The 22,140-nt window shown below is 61.3% G+C and carries 18 protein-coding genes; 11 read left to right on the forward strand and 7 right to left on the reverse strand.

The window, feature by feature from the left end:
* Positions 1-37 precede the first annotated feature (37 nt).
* The 5 genes from bcsN to AC4CWF_RS25745 all read right to left on the reverse strand — a co-directional run bounded on the left by bcsN (position 38) and on the right by AC4CWF_RS25745 (position 7,605).
* Positions 38-1,084, reverse strand: coding sequence for a cellulose biosynthesis protein BcsN (gene bcsN, locus AC4CWF_RS25725; protein ID WP_491288097.1), 1,047 nt, complete (start codon positions 1,082-1,084; stop codon positions 38-40).
* A gap of 394 nt (positions 1,085-1,478) precedes the next feature.
* Complete coding sequence (locus AC4CWF_RS25730; RefSeq protein WP_491288099.1) at positions 1,479-2,165, reverse strand: DUF2161 domain-containing phosphodiesterase; 687 nt, start codon at positions 2,163-2,165, stop codon at positions 1,479-1,481.
* A 132-nt stretch (positions 2,166-2,297) separates the two neighbouring features.
* Positions 2,298-5,480 carry an efflux RND transporter permease subunit gene (locus AC4CWF_RS25735; RefSeq protein WP_491288101.1) on the reverse strand — a complete coding sequence of 1,061 codons (3,183 nt, stop codon included), beginning with the start codon at positions 5,478-5,480 and terminating at the stop codon, positions 2,298-2,300.
* Between the two features lie 89 nt (positions 5,481-5,569).
* Positions 5,570-6,754: an efflux RND transporter periplasmic adaptor subunit gene (locus tag AC4CWF_RS25740; protein ID WP_491288103.1), complete on the reverse strand. Its 1,185-nt coding sequence runs from the start codon at positions 6,752-6,754 to the stop codon at positions 5,570-5,572.
* A gap of 59 nt (positions 6,755-6,813) precedes the next feature.
* Entirely contained in the window at positions 6,814-7,605 is a 792-nt protein-coding gene (locus AC4CWF_RS25745; protein WP_491288105.1) for an alpha/beta hydrolase fold domain-containing protein, read from the reverse strand.
* Between the two features lie 130 nt (positions 7,606-7,735).
* Here AC4CWF_RS25745 and AC4CWF_RS25750 point away from each other — a divergent pair, with 130 nt between their 5' ends.
* From AC4CWF_RS25750 to AC4CWF_RS25780, 7 genes are all read left to right on the forward strand, one after another.
* The gene (locus tag AC4CWF_RS25750) at positions 7,736-8,632 is read left to right on the forward strand and encodes a LysR family transcriptional regulator (RefSeq protein WP_491288254.1); all 897 of its coding nucleotides are present in this window, start codon (positions 7,736-7,738) and stop codon (positions 8,630-8,632) included.
* Positions 8,633-8,736: 104 nt separating this feature from the next.
* Complete coding sequence (locus AC4CWF_RS25755; protein WP_491288107.1) at positions 8,737-9,654, forward strand: LysR family transcriptional regulator; 918 nt, start codon at positions 8,737-8,739, stop codon at positions 9,652-9,654.
* Positions 9,655-9,805: 151 nt separating this feature from the next.
* The gene (locus AC4CWF_RS25760; protein ID WP_491288109.1) at positions 9,806-10,798 is read left to right on the forward strand and encodes a Bug family tripartite tricarboxylate transporter substrate binding protein; all 993 of its coding nucleotides are present in this window, start codon (positions 9,806-9,808) and stop codon (positions 10,796-10,798) included.
* Between the two features lie 80 nt (positions 10,799-10,878).
* Positions 10,879-11,400: a tripartite tricarboxylate transporter TctB family protein gene (locus AC4CWF_RS25765; RefSeq protein ID WP_491288111.1), complete on the forward strand. Its 522-nt coding sequence runs from the start codon at positions 10,879-10,881 to the stop codon at positions 11,398-11,400.
* Positions 11,401-11,403: 3 nt separating this feature from the next.
* Positions 11,404-12,909 carry a tripartite tricarboxylate transporter permease gene (locus tag AC4CWF_RS25770; protein WP_491288113.1) on the forward strand — a complete coding sequence of 502 codons (1,506 nt, stop codon included), beginning with the start codon at positions 11,404-11,406 and terminating at the stop codon, positions 12,907-12,909.
* Positions 12,910-12,911: 2 nt separating this feature from the next.
* On the forward strand, positions 12,912-13,766 hold the full coding sequence (locus tag AC4CWF_RS25775; RefSeq protein ID WP_491288115.1) for a shikimate dehydrogenase family protein: 855 nt from the start codon (positions 12,912-12,914) through the stop codon (positions 13,764-13,766).
* The gene (locus AC4CWF_RS25780) at positions 13,766-15,661 is read left to right on the forward strand and encodes a bifunctional sugar phosphate isomerase/epimerase/4-hydroxyphenylpyruvate dioxygenase family protein (RefSeq protein ID WP_491288117.1); all 1,896 of its coding nucleotides are present in this window, start codon (positions 13,766-13,768) and stop codon (positions 15,659-15,661) included. The genes AC4CWF_RS25775 and AC4CWF_RS25780 overlap by 1 nt, the downstream gene beginning before the upstream one ends.
* A gap of 53 nt (positions 15,662-15,714) precedes the next feature.
* On the opposite strand, the gene AC4CWF_RS25785 is transcribed toward AC4CWF_RS25780, so the two are convergent.
* Positions 15,715-15,861 (reverse strand): DUF1127 domain-containing protein, encoded by a 147-nt coding sequence (locus tag AC4CWF_RS25785; protein ID WP_491288120.1) that lies wholly within the window; start codon positions 15,859-15,861, stop codon positions 15,715-15,717.
* A 140-nt stretch (positions 15,862-16,001) separates the two neighbouring features.
* On the reverse strand, positions 16,002-16,979 hold the full coding sequence (locus AC4CWF_RS25790; RefSeq protein WP_491288122.1) for a GlxA family transcriptional regulator: 978 nt from the start codon (positions 16,977-16,979) through the stop codon (positions 16,002-16,004).
* 90 nt (positions 16,980-17,069) lie between these two features.
* Between AC4CWF_RS25790 and AC4CWF_RS25795 the strand changes: the two genes are divergently transcribed.
* From AC4CWF_RS25795 to AC4CWF_RS25810, 4 genes are read left to right on the forward strand one after another with little or no spacing between them, the layout of a single operon-like run.
* Positions 17,070-18,320, forward strand: a complete 1,251-nt coding sequence (locus tag AC4CWF_RS25795) for a sarcosine oxidase subunit beta family protein (RefSeq protein ID WP_491288124.1) — start codon at positions 17,070-17,072, stop codon at positions 18,318-18,320.
* 23 nt (positions 18,321-18,343) lie between these two features.
* Positions 18,344-18,616: a sarcosine oxidase subunit delta gene (locus AC4CWF_RS25800; RefSeq protein WP_491288126.1), complete on the forward strand. Its 273-nt coding sequence runs from the start codon at positions 18,344-18,346 to the stop codon at positions 18,614-18,616.
* A complete protein-coding gene (locus tag AC4CWF_RS25805; RefSeq protein WP_491288128.1) occupies positions 18,613-21,576 on the forward strand; it encodes a sarcosine oxidase subunit alpha family protein in 2,964 nt (987 codons plus the stop codon). Before AC4CWF_RS25800 ends, AC4CWF_RS25805 begins: the two co-directional genes overlap by 4 nt.
* Positions 21,577-21,592: 16 nt before the next feature.
* On the forward strand, positions 21,593-22,111 hold the full coding sequence (locus AC4CWF_RS25810) for a sarcosine oxidase subunit gamma family protein (RefSeq protein ID WP_491288255.1): 519 nt from the start codon (positions 21,593-21,595) through the stop codon (positions 22,109-22,111).
* The last annotated feature ends 29 nt before the right edge of the window (positions 22,112-22,140 follow it).

The raw sequence follows: 22,140 nt of genomic DNA on the forward strand, positions 1-22,140 counted from the left end.
GTGTCCCTTCCGGATGAAGTGTTCATGGACTGCAACTTTACTTGTTATTGGCGGCGCAGGCGGCGGCGGTGGCGGGATCAAGGCAATGCGGCGAAGGAACGTGGGCAGCAGGTGCTGCCACCGTGGAGGCAGGGGCTGCCACCGTGGCGGTGGGGGGTGTTCTTGTGGCGGCAGCGGCTGGCGCCATCTGCGGGGCCGGGCCAGCACCAAGTGCCTGGCCGGGTCCGGGCATGGTGGGTCCGGGCATGCTGGGTCCGGGCACGATGACCGTGGCAGGGCGCGGCTCCTGTGGCGCCGGGGCAACCACGGGAGCCAGAGGTGCCCGGCGCACCGGCGTGCGCGTCACAACAGGCACTTGCGGGCGATATCCGAAGGAATAGGAGGCCGGAACGGTATCCTCAGGGGGCAGGACCTGCTGTCCGACATAGGAAAAGCTGTCGGACACCGGCGCGGGCGCGCCGTATGGGTTCCATATCTGGCCCTGGAATGTGCCGGTGATGGTGTAGCCATACATGAAATTGAGAAGTTCGCGTTCGCTGGCGGTGCGGTCGCAAAGACGCGCCCTCACCTGGATCATGCCGAAGTCTCGCCCCATGCCGCTGCCCGTCGGGCGCGACCGGATCTGCTGCCATCCGAACAGGCAGTTATCGCCGGCAGCACTTTTGCCCGAGGCATAACCGATCGGTCCATAGGCGTTGCGCAGAAAATTGTTGGAGACCGTCAGGCGAACACCCGGGATGGCACTGATGCGTTCGCTGCGCAGGCTGCTTTCTGTGATCGTCTTGTAGCCGAGGCTCCCGGTCTCTGCCGCGCTGCCGCCGTTATAGCGAATCTTGAGGTAATTCTGCCCGATGACAGAGGAGGACGTCGCCAGCCACACCGTCTGCTCAACGCCATTGCCATAGGCGTTCGCAACCACGCCAACCATGGCAAGCCCGCCAGGCGGCGGCATGATCAGAGCCTTTTCGGGCGCAACGAGTTCTGTCGCGGCTGGCGTCTTGACAGCCGTCGTCGTCTGGCAACCGGCAAGGGTTGCACACAGGAACACGCTCTCCATAGCGCGACGAAAAAAGACCGCCCTCATCACATAGTTATCCCGAACCAGCATCCACGGGCACTTCGAATCATGAAGCAATTACCAACCAAGCCACGTAGAGTACTGTTTGGTTAACAAAGCCTAAATTAAGGACTCTGTGATGGTGATGCATATGTTTTATCGTATGTCGATGCGCCAAAATGAGCACATCGCAAGTCTATAATGTCGGGTCGCTATGATTAAATATGGTGCATGCCACCAGGCCCCAATCTGCCCAAGACAGACCCTTTCCATTGCGACCGCTGCCATGATCGGCGCCTTGCGCAGGCCGAGCGTCACGCGATCAAAGCTGAAGGACATGTTTCAATTCATGTCACCCGATTTATCTGAGGGATGACTGCAATGTTCAACCGGACATGACGAGGTGACGACGAACGCATGGCTACTGGCCGGCACTTATGCCGCCTGCCGTTGTGATGGCCGGCTGCGGCCATCGCAACAGGGCTTCACGCCCGGCATCCGACAAGCCGTAGATGCCGCGGTCCATGCGCTCGAACCAGCCGTAAACATTATCGAGCAGGATTTTTCCGGCATCAGGCACATGGGCGCGCACGTCGCGCACCCGCATCGGCCCTGCCGCAAGGGCGGCGGCGCATCCGAGCGCCTGCTGGCGGTAGGCGGTCATGACCGGCCTGCGTGTGCTGCCGCCGAGAACGGGATCTCCGCGCCGCTTTTGATGCTCGCGCACGATCCTTGACCGGCGTTTGGGATCGGTGCGCGGCATCGGGGTGACAGAGGCGACGATGATGCTGACATCGCCCGTATCCGAGACGCCGAGCATGCCGATGCCGAGCCGGCGGCAGAGGTCCCTGTAGCGCTTGTCCGCCTCGCGGCCTCGTCCTTTGGCCGAGATCCTGGCTGCGATCCAGACCTCGTCCGAAACGGCCGCCCGGTCCACCGCCTGCAGGATAAGCTCCAGATTGAAGCTCATCTTCAGTTCGCACACGACAACGACAGGCGGATCTTCAGCGCTAAGGCCGACGAGATCGCAACCGGCAACCTCTCCTTTGACGACATAACCGGCCGCCTCCAGAAAGGTTTTGACTGGCAGATACAGCGAGGTTTCCATCAATGGGCTTCAACTCCGGCAATGCCCATGCTCATTACAGCGAGCGGCGCCGCAGCGATACCCTGCTGCGTCGCGTATGCTTCATGCGGTCACGGGGCTCATCGTCCGTGACCGCCTCGCCAGCCGTTCGCACTATTCTCCGGCGGCAAGCGCATGATGTTCCTCAGCATTGTGCTGGGTCAGCGGACGGTTGCCGGCCAGTTTGCGCACCAGAACATAAAAAACCGGTGTCATGAAGATGCCGAAGAAGGTGACCCCGATCATGCCGGCAAAAACGGCGATGCCCATGGCAGAGCGCATTTCCGACCCGGCACCGGTGGACACGACGAGCGGTACCACACCCATGATGAAAGCCATCGACGTCATCAGGATCGGGCGCAAGCGCAGGCGGCTGGCCTCGATGGCGGCCTTGACCGGTGACTGGCCCTCGAATTCCAGCTCGCGGGCAAACTCCACGATCAGGATGGCGTTCTTGGCCGAGAGCCCGACAAGCACCACAAGCCCGATCTGCGTAAAGATATTGTTGTCACCCCCGGTCAGCCAGACGCCCGTAAGGGCTGCCAGAATACCCATGGGCACGATGAGGATGATGGCAATCGGCAGCGTCAGACTTTCATATTGCGCCGCAAGCACGAGGAAGACGAGGAGCAGTGCCAGCGGGAAGATGATCACGCCGGAATTGCCGGCCAGGATCTGCTGGTACGTGAGATCCGTCCATTCGAAGGTAATGCCGGGCGGCAGGGTTTCCGCCGCAATCCGTTCAACAGCCGCCTGTGCCTGGCCGGAAGAATAACCGGGCGCCGGCGCACCGTTGATGTCGGCGGCGAGGAAGCCGTTATAACGCGTCGTGCGCTCCGGCCCTGCCGTCGTTTCCACCTTGAGGAGCGCCGAAAGCGGGATCATCTGGCCCGACTGCGAGCGCACCTTCAACTGGCCGATATCTTCCGGCTGCGAACGGAACTTGGCATCCGCCTGCACCCGCACGCTGAAGGTGCGCCCAAACGCGTTGAAATCGTTGACGTATAGCGAGCCGAGATAGATCTGCAGCGTATCGAACACATCTGTTACAGACACCCCGAGCTGCTGTGCCTTCACCCGGTCGAGATCGGCATAAAGCTGCGGCACGTTGATCTGGAAGCTGGAAAACTGCCCCGTCAGTTCCGGTGCCTGATAGGCCTTTGCCAGAAAGGCCTGCGTTGCCTCATTCAGCGCCGGATAACCGAAGCCGGCGCGATCCTCAATCTGCAGCTTGAAGCCGCCGGTGGAGCCGAGGCCGTTGACCGGCGGCGGCGGGAACATGGCGATAAAGGCGTCCTGAATGCCGGCAAACTTCTGGTTCAGCTGCATGGCAATTGCGTTGCCGGACAGTTCTGGCGTCTTGCGCTTCTCAAAATCGTCCAGCACGGCAAAAACGATGCCGGAATTGGAGCCGATGGTGAAGCCGTTGATCGACAGGCCCGGAAACGCCAGCGCGTTCTTGACGCCCGGCTGTTGAAGCGCAATCTCGCTCATCCGCTTGATGACGTCTTCGGTGCGGTCGAGCGAGGCGCCATCGGGAAGCTGGGCAAAACCGATGAGATACTGCTTGTCCTGCGCCGGCACAAAGCCGCCGGGAACCGTGGTGAAGACGCTGTAGGTGGCACCGACCAGCGCCAGATAGACGATCATGACGAGGCTCTTGCGCGACAGCAAGCCGCCGATGCTGCGGCCATAACCGTTGGATGCGGCACCGAAAAAGCGGTTGAAGCCGCGGAAAAACCAGCCGAACACGCGGTCCATGCCACGCGTCAGCCAGTCCTTTGGCGCATGGTGGTCCTTCAGCAGAAGGGCCGCAAGGGCCGGCGACAGCGTCAGCGAGTTGATGGCGGAGATGACGGTCGAAATTGCAATCGTCAGCGCAAACTGCCGGTAGAACTGGCCGGAAAGGCCGGAGATGAAGGCGAGCGGCACGAAGACGGCAACCAGCACCAGCGCAATGGCGACAATCGGCCCGGACACCTCCCGCATCGCCTTGTAGGTGGCATCGCGCGGAGAAAGGCCGCTTTCGATGTTTCGCTCGACATTTTCCACAACGACAATGGCATCGTCGACGACGATACCGATCGCCAGCACAAGGCCGAAGAGAGACAGCGCGTTGATGGAAAAGCCGAAGAGATACATGACGGCAAATGTGCCGACGATCGAGACAGGAACGGCAATCAGCGGAATGATCGAGGCGCGCCAGGTCTGCAGGAAGAGGATGACGACGAGCACGACCAGCGCCACGGCTTCCAGAAGCGTATCGAGCACCTTGTCGATGGAGGAGCGCACGAACTCCGTCGTGTCATAAACGATCTCATAGGAAATGCCTTCCGGCATCGCCTGCTTCATGTCCTGCATGGCAGCCTGCACCGCATCGGAAATGGCGATCGCATTGGAGCCCGGCGACTGGAAGACGGGAATGGCAACCGCCGGACTGCCATCGAGCAGCGAGCGCAGCGTATAATCGGCAGCCCCGAGTTCGACGCGCGCGACATCCTTCAGGCGGGTGATCGCGCCGTCAGTGCCGGTCTTGACGACGATTTCGCCAAATTCTTCCGGCGTGCTGAGGCGACCTTGCGCATTGACGTTCAGCTGCAGCTGCGTACCGGCGGGGCTTGGCGAACCGCCGATGATACCGGCAGCCGCCTGGACGTTCTGCTGGCGAATGGCATCTGGAACGTCGGTTGCGGCCAGCCCGTATTCGGCCGCCTTCTGCGGATCGACCCAGACACGCATGGAATAATCGCCGGCGCCAAAGATCTGCACCTGACCGACACCATCAATACGGGCCAACCGGTCCTTGATGTTGAGCGTTGCATAGTTGCGCAGATAGGTGAGGTCGTAGCGGCCATCCTTGGAAACGAGATGCACGACCATCATGAGGTCAGGCGAGCTTTTGATCGTGGTAACGCCGAGCGCGCGCACTTCTGCCGGAAGGCGGGGTTCCGCCTGCGACACCCGGTTCTGCACCAGCTGCTGCGCCTTGTCCGGATCGGTGCCGAGCTTGAACGTCACCGTCAGCGTCAGCACACCATCTGATGTGGCCTGGCTGTTCATGTAGAGCATGTCTTCGACGCCGTTGATCTGCTCCTCCAGCGGCGTTGCCACCGTCTGGGAAATCACGACGGGGTTTGCGCCGGGATAACTGGCGCGCACGACGATCGATGGCGGAACGACTTCCGGATATTCCGAAATCGGCAGGGCGCGCATGCCAAGAAGGCCTGCAACAACGGTGAGGACCGACAGGACGGCTGCAAAGACGGGCCTGTCGATAAAGAAGCGGGAGATATTCATGGGTTTTCCCCTCGGAAATTTGGCACAGGCCGAGCGTGCAACCGGCCCAAGGGGCCGGTCGCGCCGGTGATCTCAGATGATTGAAACTGTTATTGCTTGGCGAGCTGAGCCTTTTCCTGCGGCACGACCACAGCGCCGGGACGCAGACGCTGCAGGCCGCTGACGACGATCCGGTCGCCCGCTGCAAGCCCGGCTTCGACGAGACGCCCGCCATCGATCCCGACGCCAAGTTTCACTTCGCGGTACGTCGCGACATTGGCCTGATCGACGAGGAACACGAATTTCTTGTCCTGATCCGTGCCGATGGCAAGTTCGCTGACGGCAAGTCTTGGCTCGCTCTTCGGTTCGCCGAGGCGAATGCGCACGAACTGGCCGGGCAACAACCGCCCGTCCGGATTATCGAACACAGCCCGCACACGCACGGTGCCGCTTGCCTGATCCACTTCGTTGTCGATCAGTTGCAGCTTGCCGCGAAGGGGAGCGTCCGGCGCCTGCGCCGTGCGGATCTCGACCGGAACCTCGTCCAGCGAGGGAACGCCGTTCACCACCGGCAGGGCGGCCAAGGTGCGGCCGATCATTTCTTCGCCAACGCTGAAGCTTGCATAGATCGGATCGACCGAGACGATGGTGGTGAGAACCGGGGAACCCGCCCCCGCCGCCACCAGATTGCCGACCGTCAGCTCCAGCCGGCCGGCGCGTCCGGAAACCGGGGCGCGGATCTTCGTGTGGTCGAGATCAATCTGCGCTGCCGCCAGTTGCGCTTGTGCCGATTGCAGATCGGCAACGGCCTGGGCGTGTGTGCTGAGGCGCTGGGCATAATCACTCTGCGAAATCGTCCGGGAGGCCGACAAAGCCTTGCCGCGCTCCATTTCCGCCACCGCAAGATCAAGCCTTGCGCTTGCAGACGCCACCTGCCCCGCCGCTTGGGCGCGCACGGCCTCGAACGGTGCGGGATCAATGGTGACTAGCAGATCGCCGGCCTTCACCAGCCCGCCTTCACGGAAATGAACCGACTGGATGGCGCCGGCAACACGCGAGCGCAGTTGCACCCGCTCCACCGATTCCAGCCGGCCGGAAAACTCCTGCCAGATGGCGACCGTGCGGGGCTGCACGGTTTCCACGGTGACCGGAACGGCCGGAGGTGCCGCCGCTTGTTCGGTGGCGCGTGCAGGCGTCGTCTGCAACAGGTCAAGATACGTCAATCCCACGAATGCGGGCACGACGAGGCTCATGCCGGCAACCCAGAGGGTCCGGCTCTTCAAGATCGATGTCATCATTGTTCTCCTGGATAGGCGCTAGCGGTGCGCCAGACCGAAATTTTCCTGCACTGTGTTCATAGGAGTTCCGCAACAAATGCTGCGAAAGCCTGGGTTACGTCTTCTCCCCAGCGGCCGGCTTGTCCTGAATAGATGCCGGTCCAATCTCGTCCCGGGCCAAGGATATGCTGGCGCAAAAAGACACCCGCATCCCCAAGCCGTTTGGCGTAAGCCAGAATTTCATCCCGCAGCGGATCGTCCTCGGCGCTCACGATGAGAGCGGGTGCAAGACCCGAAAGGCGCGAACAGAGACAGGGCGCTGCATAAGGATGTGTGTGGCCGAAAGCGCACTGCAGATACCGGCTCCAGCCATCCGCCCAGCGCTGCCGCATGCCGATTTCGTCGGCGCGCCGGATGGAAGCGCTTGTCATCTGCGGATCAATCATCGGCGACAACAGCACCTGACCGGAAAGCCCGCCCGGCATATGGTCGCGCGCCTTCAGCGCAATGCCTGCGGCGATATTGCCGCCGGCCTCGTCTCCGGCCACAAACAGTTTCGAGCGGGCGCCGGCAAAATCCTTCTTGCGAAGAGACAGGCGGAGCAAGACCTGCAGGCCACGCTCTATCGCCTGCGGGAAAATGACAGGCCTGTCCTGCGCATAGGCGACTTCGACGACCACCGCACCGCTGTCGGCCAAGGCACGGGCGCCCGGTCGCTCCACATCGCCGGGTGTCGTCTGTTCAAACGAATCGCCAGCGAAATAGAGCACCAGTGGCGCTGACTTTGCAGCGACGGCGCAAGGGTAGACGCGCACGGGAAGGCTCTCCTCCCCTTGCGTGATCTCCATCTCTGTCCACGGCGTCGCCATCGCACGGCCTGCTTGCTGTTTCTTGTGTGAGTTGATATTATTATCTTCTCAATAGCGCACAAGCAGGCCAGAGTGGGCAACACTATTCCATTTTTACGGACAATACTGCGCTGCACCTAAGGAGGCAGAACTGGATCAGCTCTCTGCAATGCGGGTTTTCCTGCGCGTCGTCGAAACCGGCAACTTTACCCGGGCGGCGGCGGCCCTCGACATGCCGAAAACCAGTGTCACCAATCAGGTGCAGGCGCTGGAGGCGCATCTGCGCACCAAGCTTCTCAACCGCACGACCCGCCGCGTGGTGCTGACCACCGATGGCGCGCTGTATTACGAACGCGCGCTGCAGATCGTGTCCGAGCTGGAAGAACTGGACGGCAGCCTTTCCAATTCGAATGCCCAACCTTCCGGGCGCCTGCGGGTGGAAATGGCGGGTGCGTTTGCCGATTGCGTGGTGATCCCGGCGCTCTGCGACTTTGCCAAACAATATCCGCAAATCAGGCTGGATATCGGTGTCGGAGACCGGCTGGTCGACTATATCGCGGAAAACGTCGATTGCGCACTGCGCGCGGGAACGCCGACCGACCAGTCCCTGATTGCCCGCAAGGTGGGCCAGATCAAGCTGTTCAGTTATGCCGCGCCGCTTTATCTCGAACGGCACGGCACGCCCACGCATCCCCGTGATCTCGAGACAACGCATATGAGTGTCGGCTACCTGAATGCCCAGACCAGCCGGGTTCTTGGGATGGATTTCCGCAAGGGAGAGGAACTCCTGGAAATCTCGCCGCGCTATATCCTCTCCGTCAGCGACAGCCGCAGTTATGTCACTGCGGCCATCGCCGGCCTGGGCATTGCCCAATCGCCGCCTTTCCTCGTCAAGACTGCGCTCGACACGGGTCAGCTTGTACCTGTTCTGACCGATTGGGAATGCGAGACGATGCCGCTCTACATCGTGTATCCGCAGACGCGCCACATGAGCAACAAGCTCCGGAGTTTCGTGGACTGGCTGAGCAGGCTCGTTCAGACCTTGTGATGCGCGCAAGCCTGACACCGCTTCTGCAGGGATGGAGCCGAATGCAATTGTCAGCCGGGCCTCTTTGCGTCAGATGTTAGCATCTATGCAGGGGGGAACGCTAGATGACGCTGACATTGCGCCAGATCGAGGTCGTTCGAGCGGTGATGGTTGCCGGCTCCATCGTCGGGGCGGCGCGGCTTTTGAATATTGCGCAACCCGGCGTCAGCCGCACGATGAAATATATCGAGGCGTCCCTTGGCATAAGGCTGTTTACGCGCAAGGGCGGGCGATACGTGCCGACCGAAGAAGCGCGCGATATTTTTGCCCAGTTGCAGGATGTGCACCGCAAGCTGAATGACCTGCATTTTTCGATTTCAAGGCTTGAACGAGGCGGTGGCGTGGAGCTGGCGATCGGATCGGTTCCCAGCATCGCGAACGCCATGGTTCCGGGCGCCATCGCAAGGCTGATGGGACATTATCCTGACATTCGCGTCAATTTCGACATCCTGAAGATCGAGGAGGCCATCGACTATCTGTTGCTCGGAAAGGGCGAGCTGGTGGCGATGAGCTACAAGCTTGACCATCCGTCCCTGACATTCGAGCCGCTGTCGAAGGGCTATCTTGTCTGCGTCGCCTCGAAGGATCATCCGGTTGCAGCATATCGACGGATTTCAGCCCGGGAAATCGTCTCCCATCCGCTGATCGGCATCGATCCCCGCGACCCTTACGGGGCGATCATGGCCAGCATCTTCGAGCGTGAGGGGCTGGAGTACAAGATCCCGATCCGCGCCCGTTTCGGCACCGCCGTCTGTGCGCTCGTCAAGCGCAACCTCGGCATCGCCGTCATTGACGCCTTTACCGTGGGTGAGATGTCGGATCCGGACCTGCGCGTCATCCCGATCGAAGAGGACACCATCTTCCAGACCTATGTGGCCTATCGATCCGACATCCACCTCTCCAGTTATGCGGAGCGCCTGGTGCATTTCCTGCGCCAGGACATGAACGCACTGATCGCAGGCGGCGTCTCCAATTATACATAACCTGATGGTATGCCGACTGATAAAAACGGTATTTGCGTTATAGCGATAGATTGACAATTATCAGAGCGTACGTTGATCACAGTGACAAGACCGCGCAAGAGGAGTGCGGTTGCTGTGTTTTAAACGACTTGATTCCAAGGGAGGAATGTTAATGAATGGCTTCAAGAAGGCGCTTGTTGCGCTGACGCTTCTGTCCGGTCCGGCAATGGCTGCGGACTTTCCCGAAAAAGACCTTCAGGGCGTGATCCAGTGGGGCGCTGGCGGCAGCACCGATCTGGTGATGCGGTCCGTTGCGCCGCATGTCGAAAAAGTGCTCGGCCGCAGCATTGTGATGACCAACAAGACCGGTGGCGTCGGCGTCATTGCCACGCAGTTCGTGTCCACCCAGCCGTCCGACGGTTACACGCTGCTGATGAGCGCGGAAAACCCGCAGCTCTATAAGGTCATGGGCCTGTCGAACCTCGACTATTCGAATTTCTATGCCGTCAACGTGCTGGCACGCGGCATCCCGGTGCTGGTGGCCAACAAGGATGCGCCCTTCAACACCATCAAGGAACTGGTCGATTACGTGCAGGCCAATCCCGGCAAGGTGAAGATGGGATCGACCGGCCCGGGCGGCCTTCCGTCCGTCGTGGGTGGCATGCTGTCCAGCGAACTTGATTTCAAGGTCACCTCCGTTCCCTTCGATGGCGATGGCCCGGCGCTGACCGCCATGCAGGGCGGCGCGGTGCAGTTCATGCCAGCCGTTCTCGGGGCTGCTGTCGAGCATGTGAAGGCCGGCCGCATCAAGATGCTCGGCATCTTCGACAGCCAGTCGAGCCCGGTCCTGCCGGATGCAAAGCCGATCACCGCTGACTTCCCGCAGTTTCAAAAGCTGATGCCCTGGGGCCCCTTCTTCGGCGTCTTCGTCAAGCAGGATACGCCCGACGACGTGAAGGCCAAGCTCGTTGCCGCCTTCAAGGCGGGTGCCGAAGCTCCGGAATTCCAGAAGCTGCTGACAGATCGCGGTTATGTCTCGATGAACATTTCGGGCAAAGAAGCGGATGCCTTCCTGAAGAAGTGGCAGTCGACCACGGCCTGGGTTGCCCACAGTGCCGGCATGACCAAGAAGTCGCCGGAAGAGTTCGGCATTCCCAAGCCCTGATCATTCATTCAGCCTCCGCCGGTTTGCCATGGCACACCGGCGGCGCGCTGCCGCCAGCGGCAGCTTGAGGAGACACGTCCATGCAAAACGATATGCCGGCACGTCGGCCTGGCGAACTGATCTTCAATATCATCCTTCTCGCCTTCAGCCTGTTCATGCTCTGGCAGGCCACCTTGATTTCCGGCTTCAGCTCGGTCAGTTCCGCCGGTGCCTTTCCGATGGCAATGGCCGCCATCATGGCAACGACCAGTGCGATCTCGATTGTTGCGAACCTGAAACGCAAGGCCGATCCCGACGCCTTCAAGCGATTCCGCAAGGACATCCTGCCACCTGCGGTCATCGTTTTTGCAGCACTGATCCTCGTCTATTCGCTGCTTCTCGAATCTCTCGGCTTCATCCTTGCCTCCTTTGCCTTCCTGCTCACGGCATCGAGCTTCCTGCAGGGCGGCAATATCAAGCGCGCGCTTTTGCTCTCCACGCTATCGATCGTCGGCGTCTATATCGTTTTCAGGCTGATCTTCCAGGTTGTGCTGCCCGAAGGTATCATTCCCGAACGCGCCATCATGGCCGCGATCAGCGACTTCTTTTCCGGGGCCCGTTGAGACATGACCGACGCTTTCGCCTATCTGTTTTCGTCGTGGCTACAGCCCGAACTGCTGATGCTCACGGCCCTCGGCACATTCGCCGGCATCTATATCGGCGCCATCCCGGGCCTTTCGGTCACCATGGCGGTGTCCATCCTGATCTCGTTCACCTTCTCGTGGGAGGTTAATCCAGCGCTGGCGCTGATGAACGGCATCTTCATGGGCGGCGTCTATGGCGGATCGCGCACGGCGATCCTCCTCAATATTCCCGGTGCGCCTGCCGCCATCGCCACGGCGCTCGACGGCTACCCGCTTGCCCAGAAGGGCGAGGCCGGAGCCGCCATCGGTCTTTCCACCGTCATGTCCTTCATTGGCGGGTTCATCGGCATCTTCGTGCTGGCGGTTGCAGCACCGACGGTCAGCGAATTTGCCATCACATTCCAGCCGCGCGACTACATGCTGCTGGCCGTGATGGGCATTCTGCTTGTCGGCTCTCTCTCGGGCGAAAGCCTTGCCAAGGGCCTTTTTGCCGGGGCACTCGGCATGCTGCTCGGCACTGTCGGCCTTGACCCGATGACCGCCGAACAGCGTTTCACCTTCGGTTCCGTGCAGTTGATGAACGGGATTTCTCCGATTGCCCTGATGATCGGTCTATTCGGCGTGTCCGAAGCGTTGCTCCAGCTGCACAATCTCAACGCCGCGGCAATCAAGCAGAAGGTCGACAAGATCGTTCCATCGCTTGCCGATGTACGCAAATACCTGCCGCTCAGCCTGCAGACCTCGTCGATCGGTGTCATCATCGGCGCGCTGCCGGGAACGGGCGGCGATATCGCAGCCCTCATGGCCTATGACCACGCCAAGCGCGTGACGAAAAACCCGGAAGTGCCCTTTGGCCAGGGCGCCAAGGAAGGCCTTGTCGGCCCTGAAACAGCCAACAATGCAGCCGTCGGCGGCGCCTATATCCCGATGCTGACGCTGGGCATACCGGGTGATGCGGTCACCGCCATCATCATCGGCGCACTCTTCATTCACGGCCTCAACCCCGGCCCGCTGCTGATGATCGAGAAGCCGGATATCTTCTGGTTCACCGTTGGCAACCTGATGCTGGCCAATATCTTCATGCTGATCTTCGGCCTCACCGGCATCAAGATCTTCACCCGTATCGTCGAATGCCCGAAGGCAATCCTGTTTCCGCTGATCCTGCTTTTGAGTGTCGTTGGTGCCTTCTCGATCAACAATGCGGTCTCGGACGTCTGGTGGATGCTGGGCTTCGGTGTCTTCGGTTATTTCCTGAAACTCTATGGTTATCAGGTCGGTCCGGTCGTGCTCGGCATCATCCTCAGCCGTCTGATGGATGACAACTGGCGCCGTGCAGTGATCTCCGAGCAGGATAATGTTCCAGCCGTGTTCCATGGCATCCTGACAAGCCCGCTGTCGCTGACACTGTTCCTGATCATCGTCTTCGTGCTGGTGAAGCAGACGCCCCTATGGCGTGGCGTAACACGGCTTCTGCGACGGGAGGCGTGAAAATGGGTGACCGCAGCTTCCGTCTCGGCCTGATCGGCGACAATATCGCGGCCTCGCAGTCACCTCGTCTGCATGTGCTGGCAGGCAGGCTCTGTGGGCTTGACGTCAGCTATGAACGGCTGGTGCCGGCGCAGATGGAACGCTCCTTCGAGGAGATCTTTGTCTGGTGCGGCACGGAAGGTTTTGCCGGGATCAACGTGACCTATCCGTATAAGGAAAAGGTGACGACATTCGTTCATGTCGAAGATCCGGCGGTCGCCGCCATCGGCGCCTGCAACACGGTGATCTTCGGCAAACCGGTTCCGCTTGGCGCCAATACCGATCATTCCGGTTTCATGCGCGCCTTCGAGGCATCGTTCGGCACAGAAAAGCCGGGACATGTCGCCATGGCCGGGGCCGGCGGCGTCGGCAAGGCGGTCGCCTTTGCGCTTGCCGGGCTTGGATGCGCACAACTTACCATATTCGACACGGACCGCAGCCGTGCCGAGCCACTGGTGAATGAATTGAAGGCGTCGTTCTCCATGCCGGTTCAGATTGCCGGAACGATCGAAGAGGCGATGGCTGGAGCCGACGGCCTCGTCAACTGCACACCGCTCGGCATGGTCGGATATGGCGGAAGCGCCTTTCCGGGCAACCTGATCAGAAAGCCGCGCTGGGCTTTCGATGCCGTTTATACGCCGGTGGACACGGAATTCCTTATCGCCTGCCGCAGCGCCGGTGCTGTTATCCTCAGCGGCTACGAATTGTTCTTTTTCCAGGGCGTCGATGCCTTCAGGCTCTTTACCGGCGCCGAGGTCGACACGCAGGCGCTGCGCCGTGACCTTCTTCAACCGATCAAAGCCGGAGACATTTTCTGATGAAAAGCTCGATCGCCACCGTCTCCATCAGCGGCGAATTCCAGGACAAGCTGGCAGCCATTGCCAAAGCCGGGTTCGATGCGATCGAGATCTTCGAAAATGACTTCCTCGCGTTTGACCGCTCACCGCGCGAGGTGGGCCAGATGGTGCGCGATCATGGGCTTGCGATCAGTCTCTACCAGCCCTTTCGCGATTTCGAAGGCATGCCGGAACCGTTTCGCGCCCGCAATTTCGACCGTGCCGAACGCAAGTTCGATGTCATGGCGGAACTGGGCACGGATCTCATGCTGGTCTGCTCGAATGTCTCCACCGTTTCGCTCGGCGGCATCGACCGAGCAGCGGCCGACTTTCACGAGCTGGGCGAACGCGCGGCAAAACGCGGGCTTCGCGTTGGTTACGAAGCACTCGCCTGGGGCCGCCATATCAACGATCATCGCGACGCCTGGGAAATCGTGCGCCGCGCCGACCACACCAATATCGGCCTGATCCTCGACAGTTTTCACACGCTGTCCCGCAAGATCGACGTGCAGTCGATCCGCGCCATACCCGGCGACAAGATCTTCATCGTGCAACTGGCCGACGCTCCGATGATCGAGATGGATCTGCTGTACTGGTCACGGCATTTTCGCAATATGCCCGGTGAAGGCGATCTGGCCGTCACCGATTTCATGCGCGCGGTCGCGGCCACGGGCTATGATGGCTACGTCTCTCTCGAGATCTTCAACGACCAGTTCCGGGGCGGTGCATCCGCTGCCATCTCGGCCGATGGCAAGCGGTCGATCACCCACCTGCTGGACGAGGTCCATCGCCGCGAGCCAGCGGCTCTCCCGGGCCTGCCTGCCATTCCGGCAAAGGCGGATGTGGAGGATGTTGCCTTCATCGAATTTGCCGTTGGCGATAACGAAGGACAGCAGCTGGAGGCGCTTCTGGCAACGCTTGGTTTTCGCCAGGTCGCGCAGCATCGCAGCAAAGCCGTGAGCCTCTTTCGCCAGGGCGGCGTCAATCTGATCCTGAACCGGGAAGAGCGCGGCTTTGCCAGCGCCTCCTATCTGGTGCACGGTGCCAATGCCTATGCGATGGCGTTGATGGTGGATGATGCAAGGCAAGCGCGCGCGCGTGCCGTGGCACTGGGTGCAGAACCCTTCGATCAAGCGGTCGAAACGGGCGAAGTAGCTATTCCCGCAATCCGCGGGGTCGGCGGCGGGCTTGTCTATTTCCTCGATCGAAAGACGGACCTTGGCCGTATCTTCGAGATCGATTTCAGTTCCGTCGGCGATCCGACAGCTGGTGATGCCGGCATTGGTCTCACCCGGATCGACCACATCGCCCAGACGGTTCGCTACGATGAAATGCCGACCTGGCTGCTGTTCTACACGTCGCTGCTCAACGTCCACAAGACGCCGATGGTCGACATCGTCGACCCCGCAGGCCTGGTGCGCAGCCAGGTGGTGGAGAATGACACGGGCCACCTTCGCATCACGCTGAACGGGGCGGAAAACCGCAACACCCTCGCCGGCCATTTCCTGTCGGAAAATTTCGGCTCCGGTATCCAGCATCTGGCCTTCAAGACACAGGATATCCTCAAGACCGCACAGATGCTGTCCGACCGCGGTTTCGTCTCTTTATCCATCTCGCCGAACTATTACGACGATCTGGAAGCGCGTTTCGGGCTGGACCCTGAACTTGTCGACAGACTTCGCGCGTTCAACATTCTCTATGATCGCGACGAAACGGGCGAATATTTCCAGCTCTACAGCCCGACCTATGGCGAAGGCTTTTTCTTCGAGATTGTCGAGCGGCGCGGCTATCGAGGTTATGGCGCGGCCAATGCCATCTTCCGCATTGCAGCCCTTCGCAAGTTCCTGCGTCCGGCAGGCATGCCGACGGGGATCTAGAGCGTTTCCGCGCGTTACAGAATCGGTTTGATTCACAAAATCCGCCCGACGCTTTAACGAGCGACCGACTGGCGCGCAACGCTGTGAATGTCAGCACGATCGATACCCAGGTCCTGCAGTTCGCGCGAGTTCATGCGGCCGAGTTCGGTAACGGTCTGACGGTACTTGCGCCAGTTGTTGAAAGAGCGTGTTACGTTCATGATGATCCCCTTGCGTGAGGTCCTTTGGCGCCAGCAACCTTTGCCTTGGTTCCAACGTCGTTTCGATGATTGGAACATAGGCTCTCAGTGGAAATCAACACCCGCACCTCTGCGGGTCGTGGCGGTCAATGTTGCGGCGCCTAACGGTTGCGCAGGGCCGCCGTGCGAAAACCGACGGGAGAGTTGCCGGAAAAAGTCCTGAAGGCGCGTGAAAAGTGGCTGGCGCTGGAAAAGCCGGTAGCGAAGGCGATCTCTGCGATCGACAGAGGACTCTGTTCCAGCAGACGGCGGGCATGGTCGAGGCGGATCTTGCGGTAGGTTTCGAGGAAACCCGTGCGGAGATTTTCCGTAAACAGCCGGTCGAGATGGCGGCTGCTGATGCCGGCAAGCTTTGCCATCTCGCCGCGGCTGAGCGGCTGCTCGATGGTCGTCTCCATTTTTTCGAGAACGGTGAGCAGCGCCGGATGGTGGGTGCCGAAGCGTTCGGCCGCAGAACCACGCTGCGGCGCGCCGGGCTCGGCCACCGCCGCATGCAGATACCAGTCACTGACGCGGCGGGCGAAATGCGACCCCATGCGCTCCGATATCATCGCGTGCATCAGGTCGAGCGGAGCGACGCCCCCGGCGCAAGTCACCCGGTCGCCGTCGATCACGTAACGCGCCTGACGCGGCGAAAGATGCGCAAACGCCTCCTGCAGCACCGCCGCATGTTCCCAGTGGATGGTGAAATCCCTGTTGTCGAGCAGGCCGGCAGCCGCAAGAACATAGGCCCCGCTTGATATGCCGCCGATGCGCACGCCCTGGCGCGCAAGCCGTCGCAACGTGCCATGAACCTCCCCCATCGCAGCCCAATCCTTCGGGCCGCCACCGGCGCAGACGAAGATTGTGTGGCAATCGCCACCCGCCACGGACAGTTCTGCGCAATCGACAGCAACGCCCGACGAACTGCGAACCGCCTCGCCTCGACCGGAGAGCGCGACGATATCGTATAGATCGACGCCGGCAATCAGGTTTGCAGCGCGCAGCGGCTCCACGGCCGAGGCGTAAGACATCAGCGCGAAATTCGGAGCCAGCAGAAAACCGATCCTTCGCGTATTTTTCGTATCAAAAGACTTCATGTCCTCTTTCTATCGTAAAAGGTCCTATTTGTGCAATTTTCTGCTTTGCAAAAGCGGTAGCATCCGGCCAGATATTTTCGAGGCTTTGCGATGCGCTATTCTGCTCTTTCGATCTTCCTGAAAGGCCTGACGGGCAACAAGAGCTGGGCGCCCGCATGGCGCGATCCTCAGCCGAAGCAGCACTATGACGTGATCATCGTGGGTGGCGGCGGGCATGGGCTGGCGACGGCCTATTATCTTGCCAAGGAATTCGGCATCACCAATGTCGCGGTTCTCGAAAAGAACTATATCGGCTCCGGCAATGTCGGGCGCAACACGACAATCATCCGCTCCAACTATCTGCTGGAAGGCAATAATCCGTTCTACGAGCTTTCGATGAAGCTCTGGGAAGGGCTGGAACAGGACTTCAACTTCAATGCCATGGTTTCCCAGCGTGGCGTGCTCAATCTCTACCACTCCGACGCCCAGCGTGACGCCTACACCCGGCGCGGCAATGCGATGCGGCTGCACGGCGTTGATGCCGAGCTTCTGGATCGCGGGGCGGTGATGGCCAGGCTGCCCTTCCTCGATTACGACAATGCCCGCTTTCCGATCCAAGGCGGGCTTCTCCAGCAGCGCGGCGGCACCGTGCGCCATGACGGCGTGGCCTGGGGCTATGCCCGCGGCGCAGACAGCCGCGGCGTCGATATCATCCAGAATTGCGAAGTCACTGGCATTCGCCGCCAAAATGGTCGCGTGGTCGGCGTGGAGACATCGAGAGGTTTCATCGGCTGCGGCAAGCTCGGCCTTGCAGCCGCAGGCAACTCCTCGCGCGTTGCCGAGATGGCCGGCATGAAGCTGCCGATCGAAAGCCACGTGCTGCAGGCCTTCGTCTCGGAAGGTCTCAAACCCTTTATCGATTGCGTCGTCACCTTTGGCGCCGGGCATTTTTACGTGTCCCAATCCGACAAGGGCGGCCTTGTGTTCGGTGGCGATATCGACGGCTACAATTCCTATGCCCAGCGCGGCAATCTCGCGACCGTCGAGCATGTCGCGGAGGCCGGCAAGGCGATGATCCCGGCGCTGTCGCGCGTGCGCGTGCTGCGCTCTTGGGGCGGCATCATGGATATGTCGATGGACGGCTCGCCGATCATCGACAAGACCGCCGTGGAAAACCTCTATCTCAATGCTGGCTGGTGTTACGGCGGCTTCAAGGCGACACCAGCCTCGGGCTTCTGTTTTGCGCACCTGATCGCCAGGGACATGCCGCACGACACGACGCGGCAGATGCGGCTCGATCGCTTCGAGCGCGGTTATCTGCTCGACGAAAAGGGCCAGGGCGCCCAACCCAACCTGCACTGATCCGCCGGACCAAGGAACAAGACATGGCCAGCCTCGTCACCTGCCCGCATTGCGGCGCAAGACCCAAGGAAGAATTCACCGTCAAGGGTGCCGCCCTGCCCCGCCCGGCGACAGAAGCACTGCAGGCGACATGGTTCGACTACGTGTATCTGCGAGACAACCCGCGCGGCGCGTACCAGGAATACTGGCATCACACCTCCGGCTGCCGGCGCTGGCTGGTTGTGAGCCGCGATACGGCAACACATGAAATTTTCGATAGCAGAGACGCCGCCGACCGGCGCGAGGTAACTGCATGACCCCCTATCGCCTTTCCTCCGGCGGCCTTGTCGATCGCAGCAAGTCCCTCTCCTTCTCCTTCGATGGCAAGGCCATGCAGGGTCTGGAGGGTGACAGCCTTGCCTCCGCGCTTTTGGCCAATGGCCGGCTGCTTGTCGGCCGCAGCTTCAAATACCATCGCCCGCGCGGCGTACTGACATCCGGCGCTGCCGAGCCCAACGCACTCGTGACCATCGGAGACGGCGGCCGCACCGAGCCGAACACCCGCGCCACCATGCAGGAACTTTATCAGGGCCTGACGGCGACAAGCCAGAACCGCTGGCCGTCGCTCGAACTCGACATCGGCGCGTTGAACAGCCTCCTCTCGCCCTTCCTTGGAGCGGGCTTCTACTACAAGACCTTCATGTGGCCGGCAGCGCTCTGGGAAAAGCTTTACGAACCCTTCATTCGCCGCGCCGCGGGCCTCGGCCGCGCCACCTACGAGACAGATCCGGACACTTACGAAAAGAGCTGGGCGCATTGCGACCTGCTGGTCGTCGGGGCCGGCGCTGCCGGCCTTGCTGCGGCCCTTGCCGCGGCTCGCGCCGGGGCGCGTGTCATTCTGGCCGACGAACAATCCCGGGGCGGCGGCGGTCTCCTGTCCGAGACGGCGACAATCGGCGCAACGGCGGCGCAGACCTTCGCAGCCGAAACGCTGGCGGAACTGGCCTCCCTGCCGAATGTCACGGTAATGCCGCGCACCACCGTCTTCGGCTGGTATGACGGCAATGTCTTCGGCGCTGTCGAGCGCGTGCAAAAGCACGTCTGCGTGCCGGCGGCCAATCTCCCTGTCGAACGCCTGTGGCGCATCGTCGCCAGACACGCGCTGCTGGCCACCGGCGCCGAGGAGCGTCCGCTGGTCTTCGGCGGCAACGACATTCCGGGCATCATGATGGCGGGCGCGATGCGCACCTATCTCAACCGCTACAGCGTGGCGCCCGGCAGGCAGGTGGCGATCTTCACCACAAATGACAGCGGCTATGCGCTGGCCGCCGATCTCGAGGCTGCCGGCATTCCCGCGGCTGTGATCGTCGACAGCCGTCCGGGGCCTGCACACTCTTACACGGGTAAAACCCGGATCATCTGCGAGGCCGTCGTCAGCGACGCTACCGGCGGCAAGACGCTGTCCGGCATCACCGTGCGCACGCGAAACGGCAGTGAAACGATCAGGGTTGACGCGCTTGCCATGTCGGGCGGCTTCAACCCGGTGATCAACCTCGCCTGCCATCGCGGCGGCAGGCCGCAATGGTCGGATGCGAAGGCGACGTTCCTTGCACCCTCGGGCCTGAAGGGATTGTCGCTTGCCGGTGCTGCCGATGCGATAGACGGTCTCGGTGCCTGCCTCGAAGACGGTGCTGCAAAGGGTGCGGCCATTGCCGAATCCCTCGGTTATGGCAGTTCCAGATCATCTTTCGGCGCAATCGAAGGAGAAATCGTTCCGGTCCCGGCAAAGCCGCTCTGGACCATCAAGGGCGTGCGTGGAAAGGCTTTCGTCGATTACCAGAACGACGTGCATCGCAAGGACCTGGGGCTTGCCGTTCAGGAAGGCTACGGCCATGTGGAGCTTGCAAAGCGCTACACCACCAATGGCATGGCGACCGACCAGGGCAAGCTTTCCAACGTCAACGCCATCGCGTTACTGGCAGAAGCCCGCGGCGTCTCGCCGGCCGACGTGGGCACGACGACCTTCCGGCCGTTCTACACGCCCGTTTCGTTCGGCGCGCTGGCAGGCACCTCCCATGGCCACGATTTCCAGCCGGTGCGCAAATCGCCGCTCCATGCCTGGGCCAAGAAGAACGGTGCGGTCTTTGTCGAAACGGGCCTCTGGTACCGCTCGTCATGGTTTCCGCGCACCGGCGAAACCGGCTGGCGCGAGAGCGTCGATCGCGAGGTCTTGAACGCCCGCAATAATGCCGGGCTCTGCGATGTCTCCATGCTCGGCAAGATCGAGATCACCGGCGCGGATGCCGCCGAGTTCCTGAACCGCGTCTATTGCAACGCCTTTCTCAAGCTGCCGGTCGGCAAGGCTCGCTACGGCCTGATGCTGCGCGAAGACGGCCATATCTACGACGACGGCACCACCAGCCGCCTTGCCGACGACCGCTATTTCATGACGACGACCACCGCCTATGCCGCGGGCGTCATGAACCATCTGGAATTTTGCTCGCAGGCGCTTTGGCCGGACCTTGATGTCCGCCTGGCATCCGTCACCGACCAATGGGCGCAGATGGCGATCGTTGGCCCTAAATCACGCGCCATCCTCGAACGCGTCGTCGATGCGGACCTGTCGAACGAATCCTTCCCATTCCTTGGCGCGGCCGAGGTCTCGCTGTTCGAAGGCGCTGTTCACGGCCGCCTGTTCCGCATCTCGTTTTCAGGCGAACTTGCCTATGAACTGGCGGTACCCGCCGGCTACGGCGAGGCTGTCGCCGATGCGATCATGGAGGCAGGCAAAGAAGACGGCATTCAGCCCTACGGCGTCGAGGCGCTCGCCGTGCTGCGCATCGAGAAGGGCCACGTGACCCACAACGAGATCAACGGAACGGTGGTGCCTGGCGATCTCGGCTTCGGCCGTATGGTTTCCGCCACCAAGCCGGATTTCATCGGTAAGCATATGCTGGCCCGCGAGGGCCTGAACGCGCCAGAGCGGCCGCAGCTGGTCGGCGTCGTACCGCTCGATCCGGCGACGAGCTTCAGGACCGGCGCGCATATTCTCGAAAAGGGCGCGGCGGCTACGTTGGAGAACGATCAGGGCTATGTGTCGTCGAGCTGCTACTCACCGCATATCGGCTCGACCATCGGTCTGGCTCTGGTGCGCCGTGGCTCCAGCCGTCATGGTGAGGAAGTGATGATCTGGAACGGCCTGCGCGGCGAATATACCCCGGGACGGCTTTGCGCGCCCGTCTTCTTCGATCCTGCCAATGAAAAGCTGCATGTCTGATCAAGGGAGATCCATGATGTCGAAATACCGCGTCACCCTTCGCCCCGCGCTTGAGGATAAGCAGCCGGTCCAGCGCAACGGCATCAGGCTGGAGCCACGCCCGGAAGGCACACTTCTGCATCTGCTCGCCCGCGCATCTGCAAGCGAACTGCCCGGGTTTTCCGGCCACGCCACCGGACTGTCGCTGCGCCCGGTTTCGCCCGGCCAATGGTTTGCCGTGGGCGACACGGCCTTGACCCATGCCAGTCTTCAGGCGCTTGCATCTTTGTTGAAGCCGGAGGTCGATGTCGTCGACCAGAGCCATGGACGCATTCGCATTCTGGTGCAGGGCGCCATGGCGATGCGTGTGCTCGCCAAGGGCACGGCCGTCGATCTGACAGCCCTTCCCGTCGGCCGGTCAGTGACGACGCTGATCGGGCACATCACGGCCCATGTGACGCGGGTCGATTATGACGCATTTGAACTCATCGTCTTGCGCGGCTTTGCCGAAAGCCTGTGGGACGAACTGGTGCAGATGAGCCTGGAATTCAGCTGAGACTGACCGGGGAGATCCCGATGCCTGCC

This window comes from Neorhizobium sp. PAMB6630, from assembly GCF_058242775.1.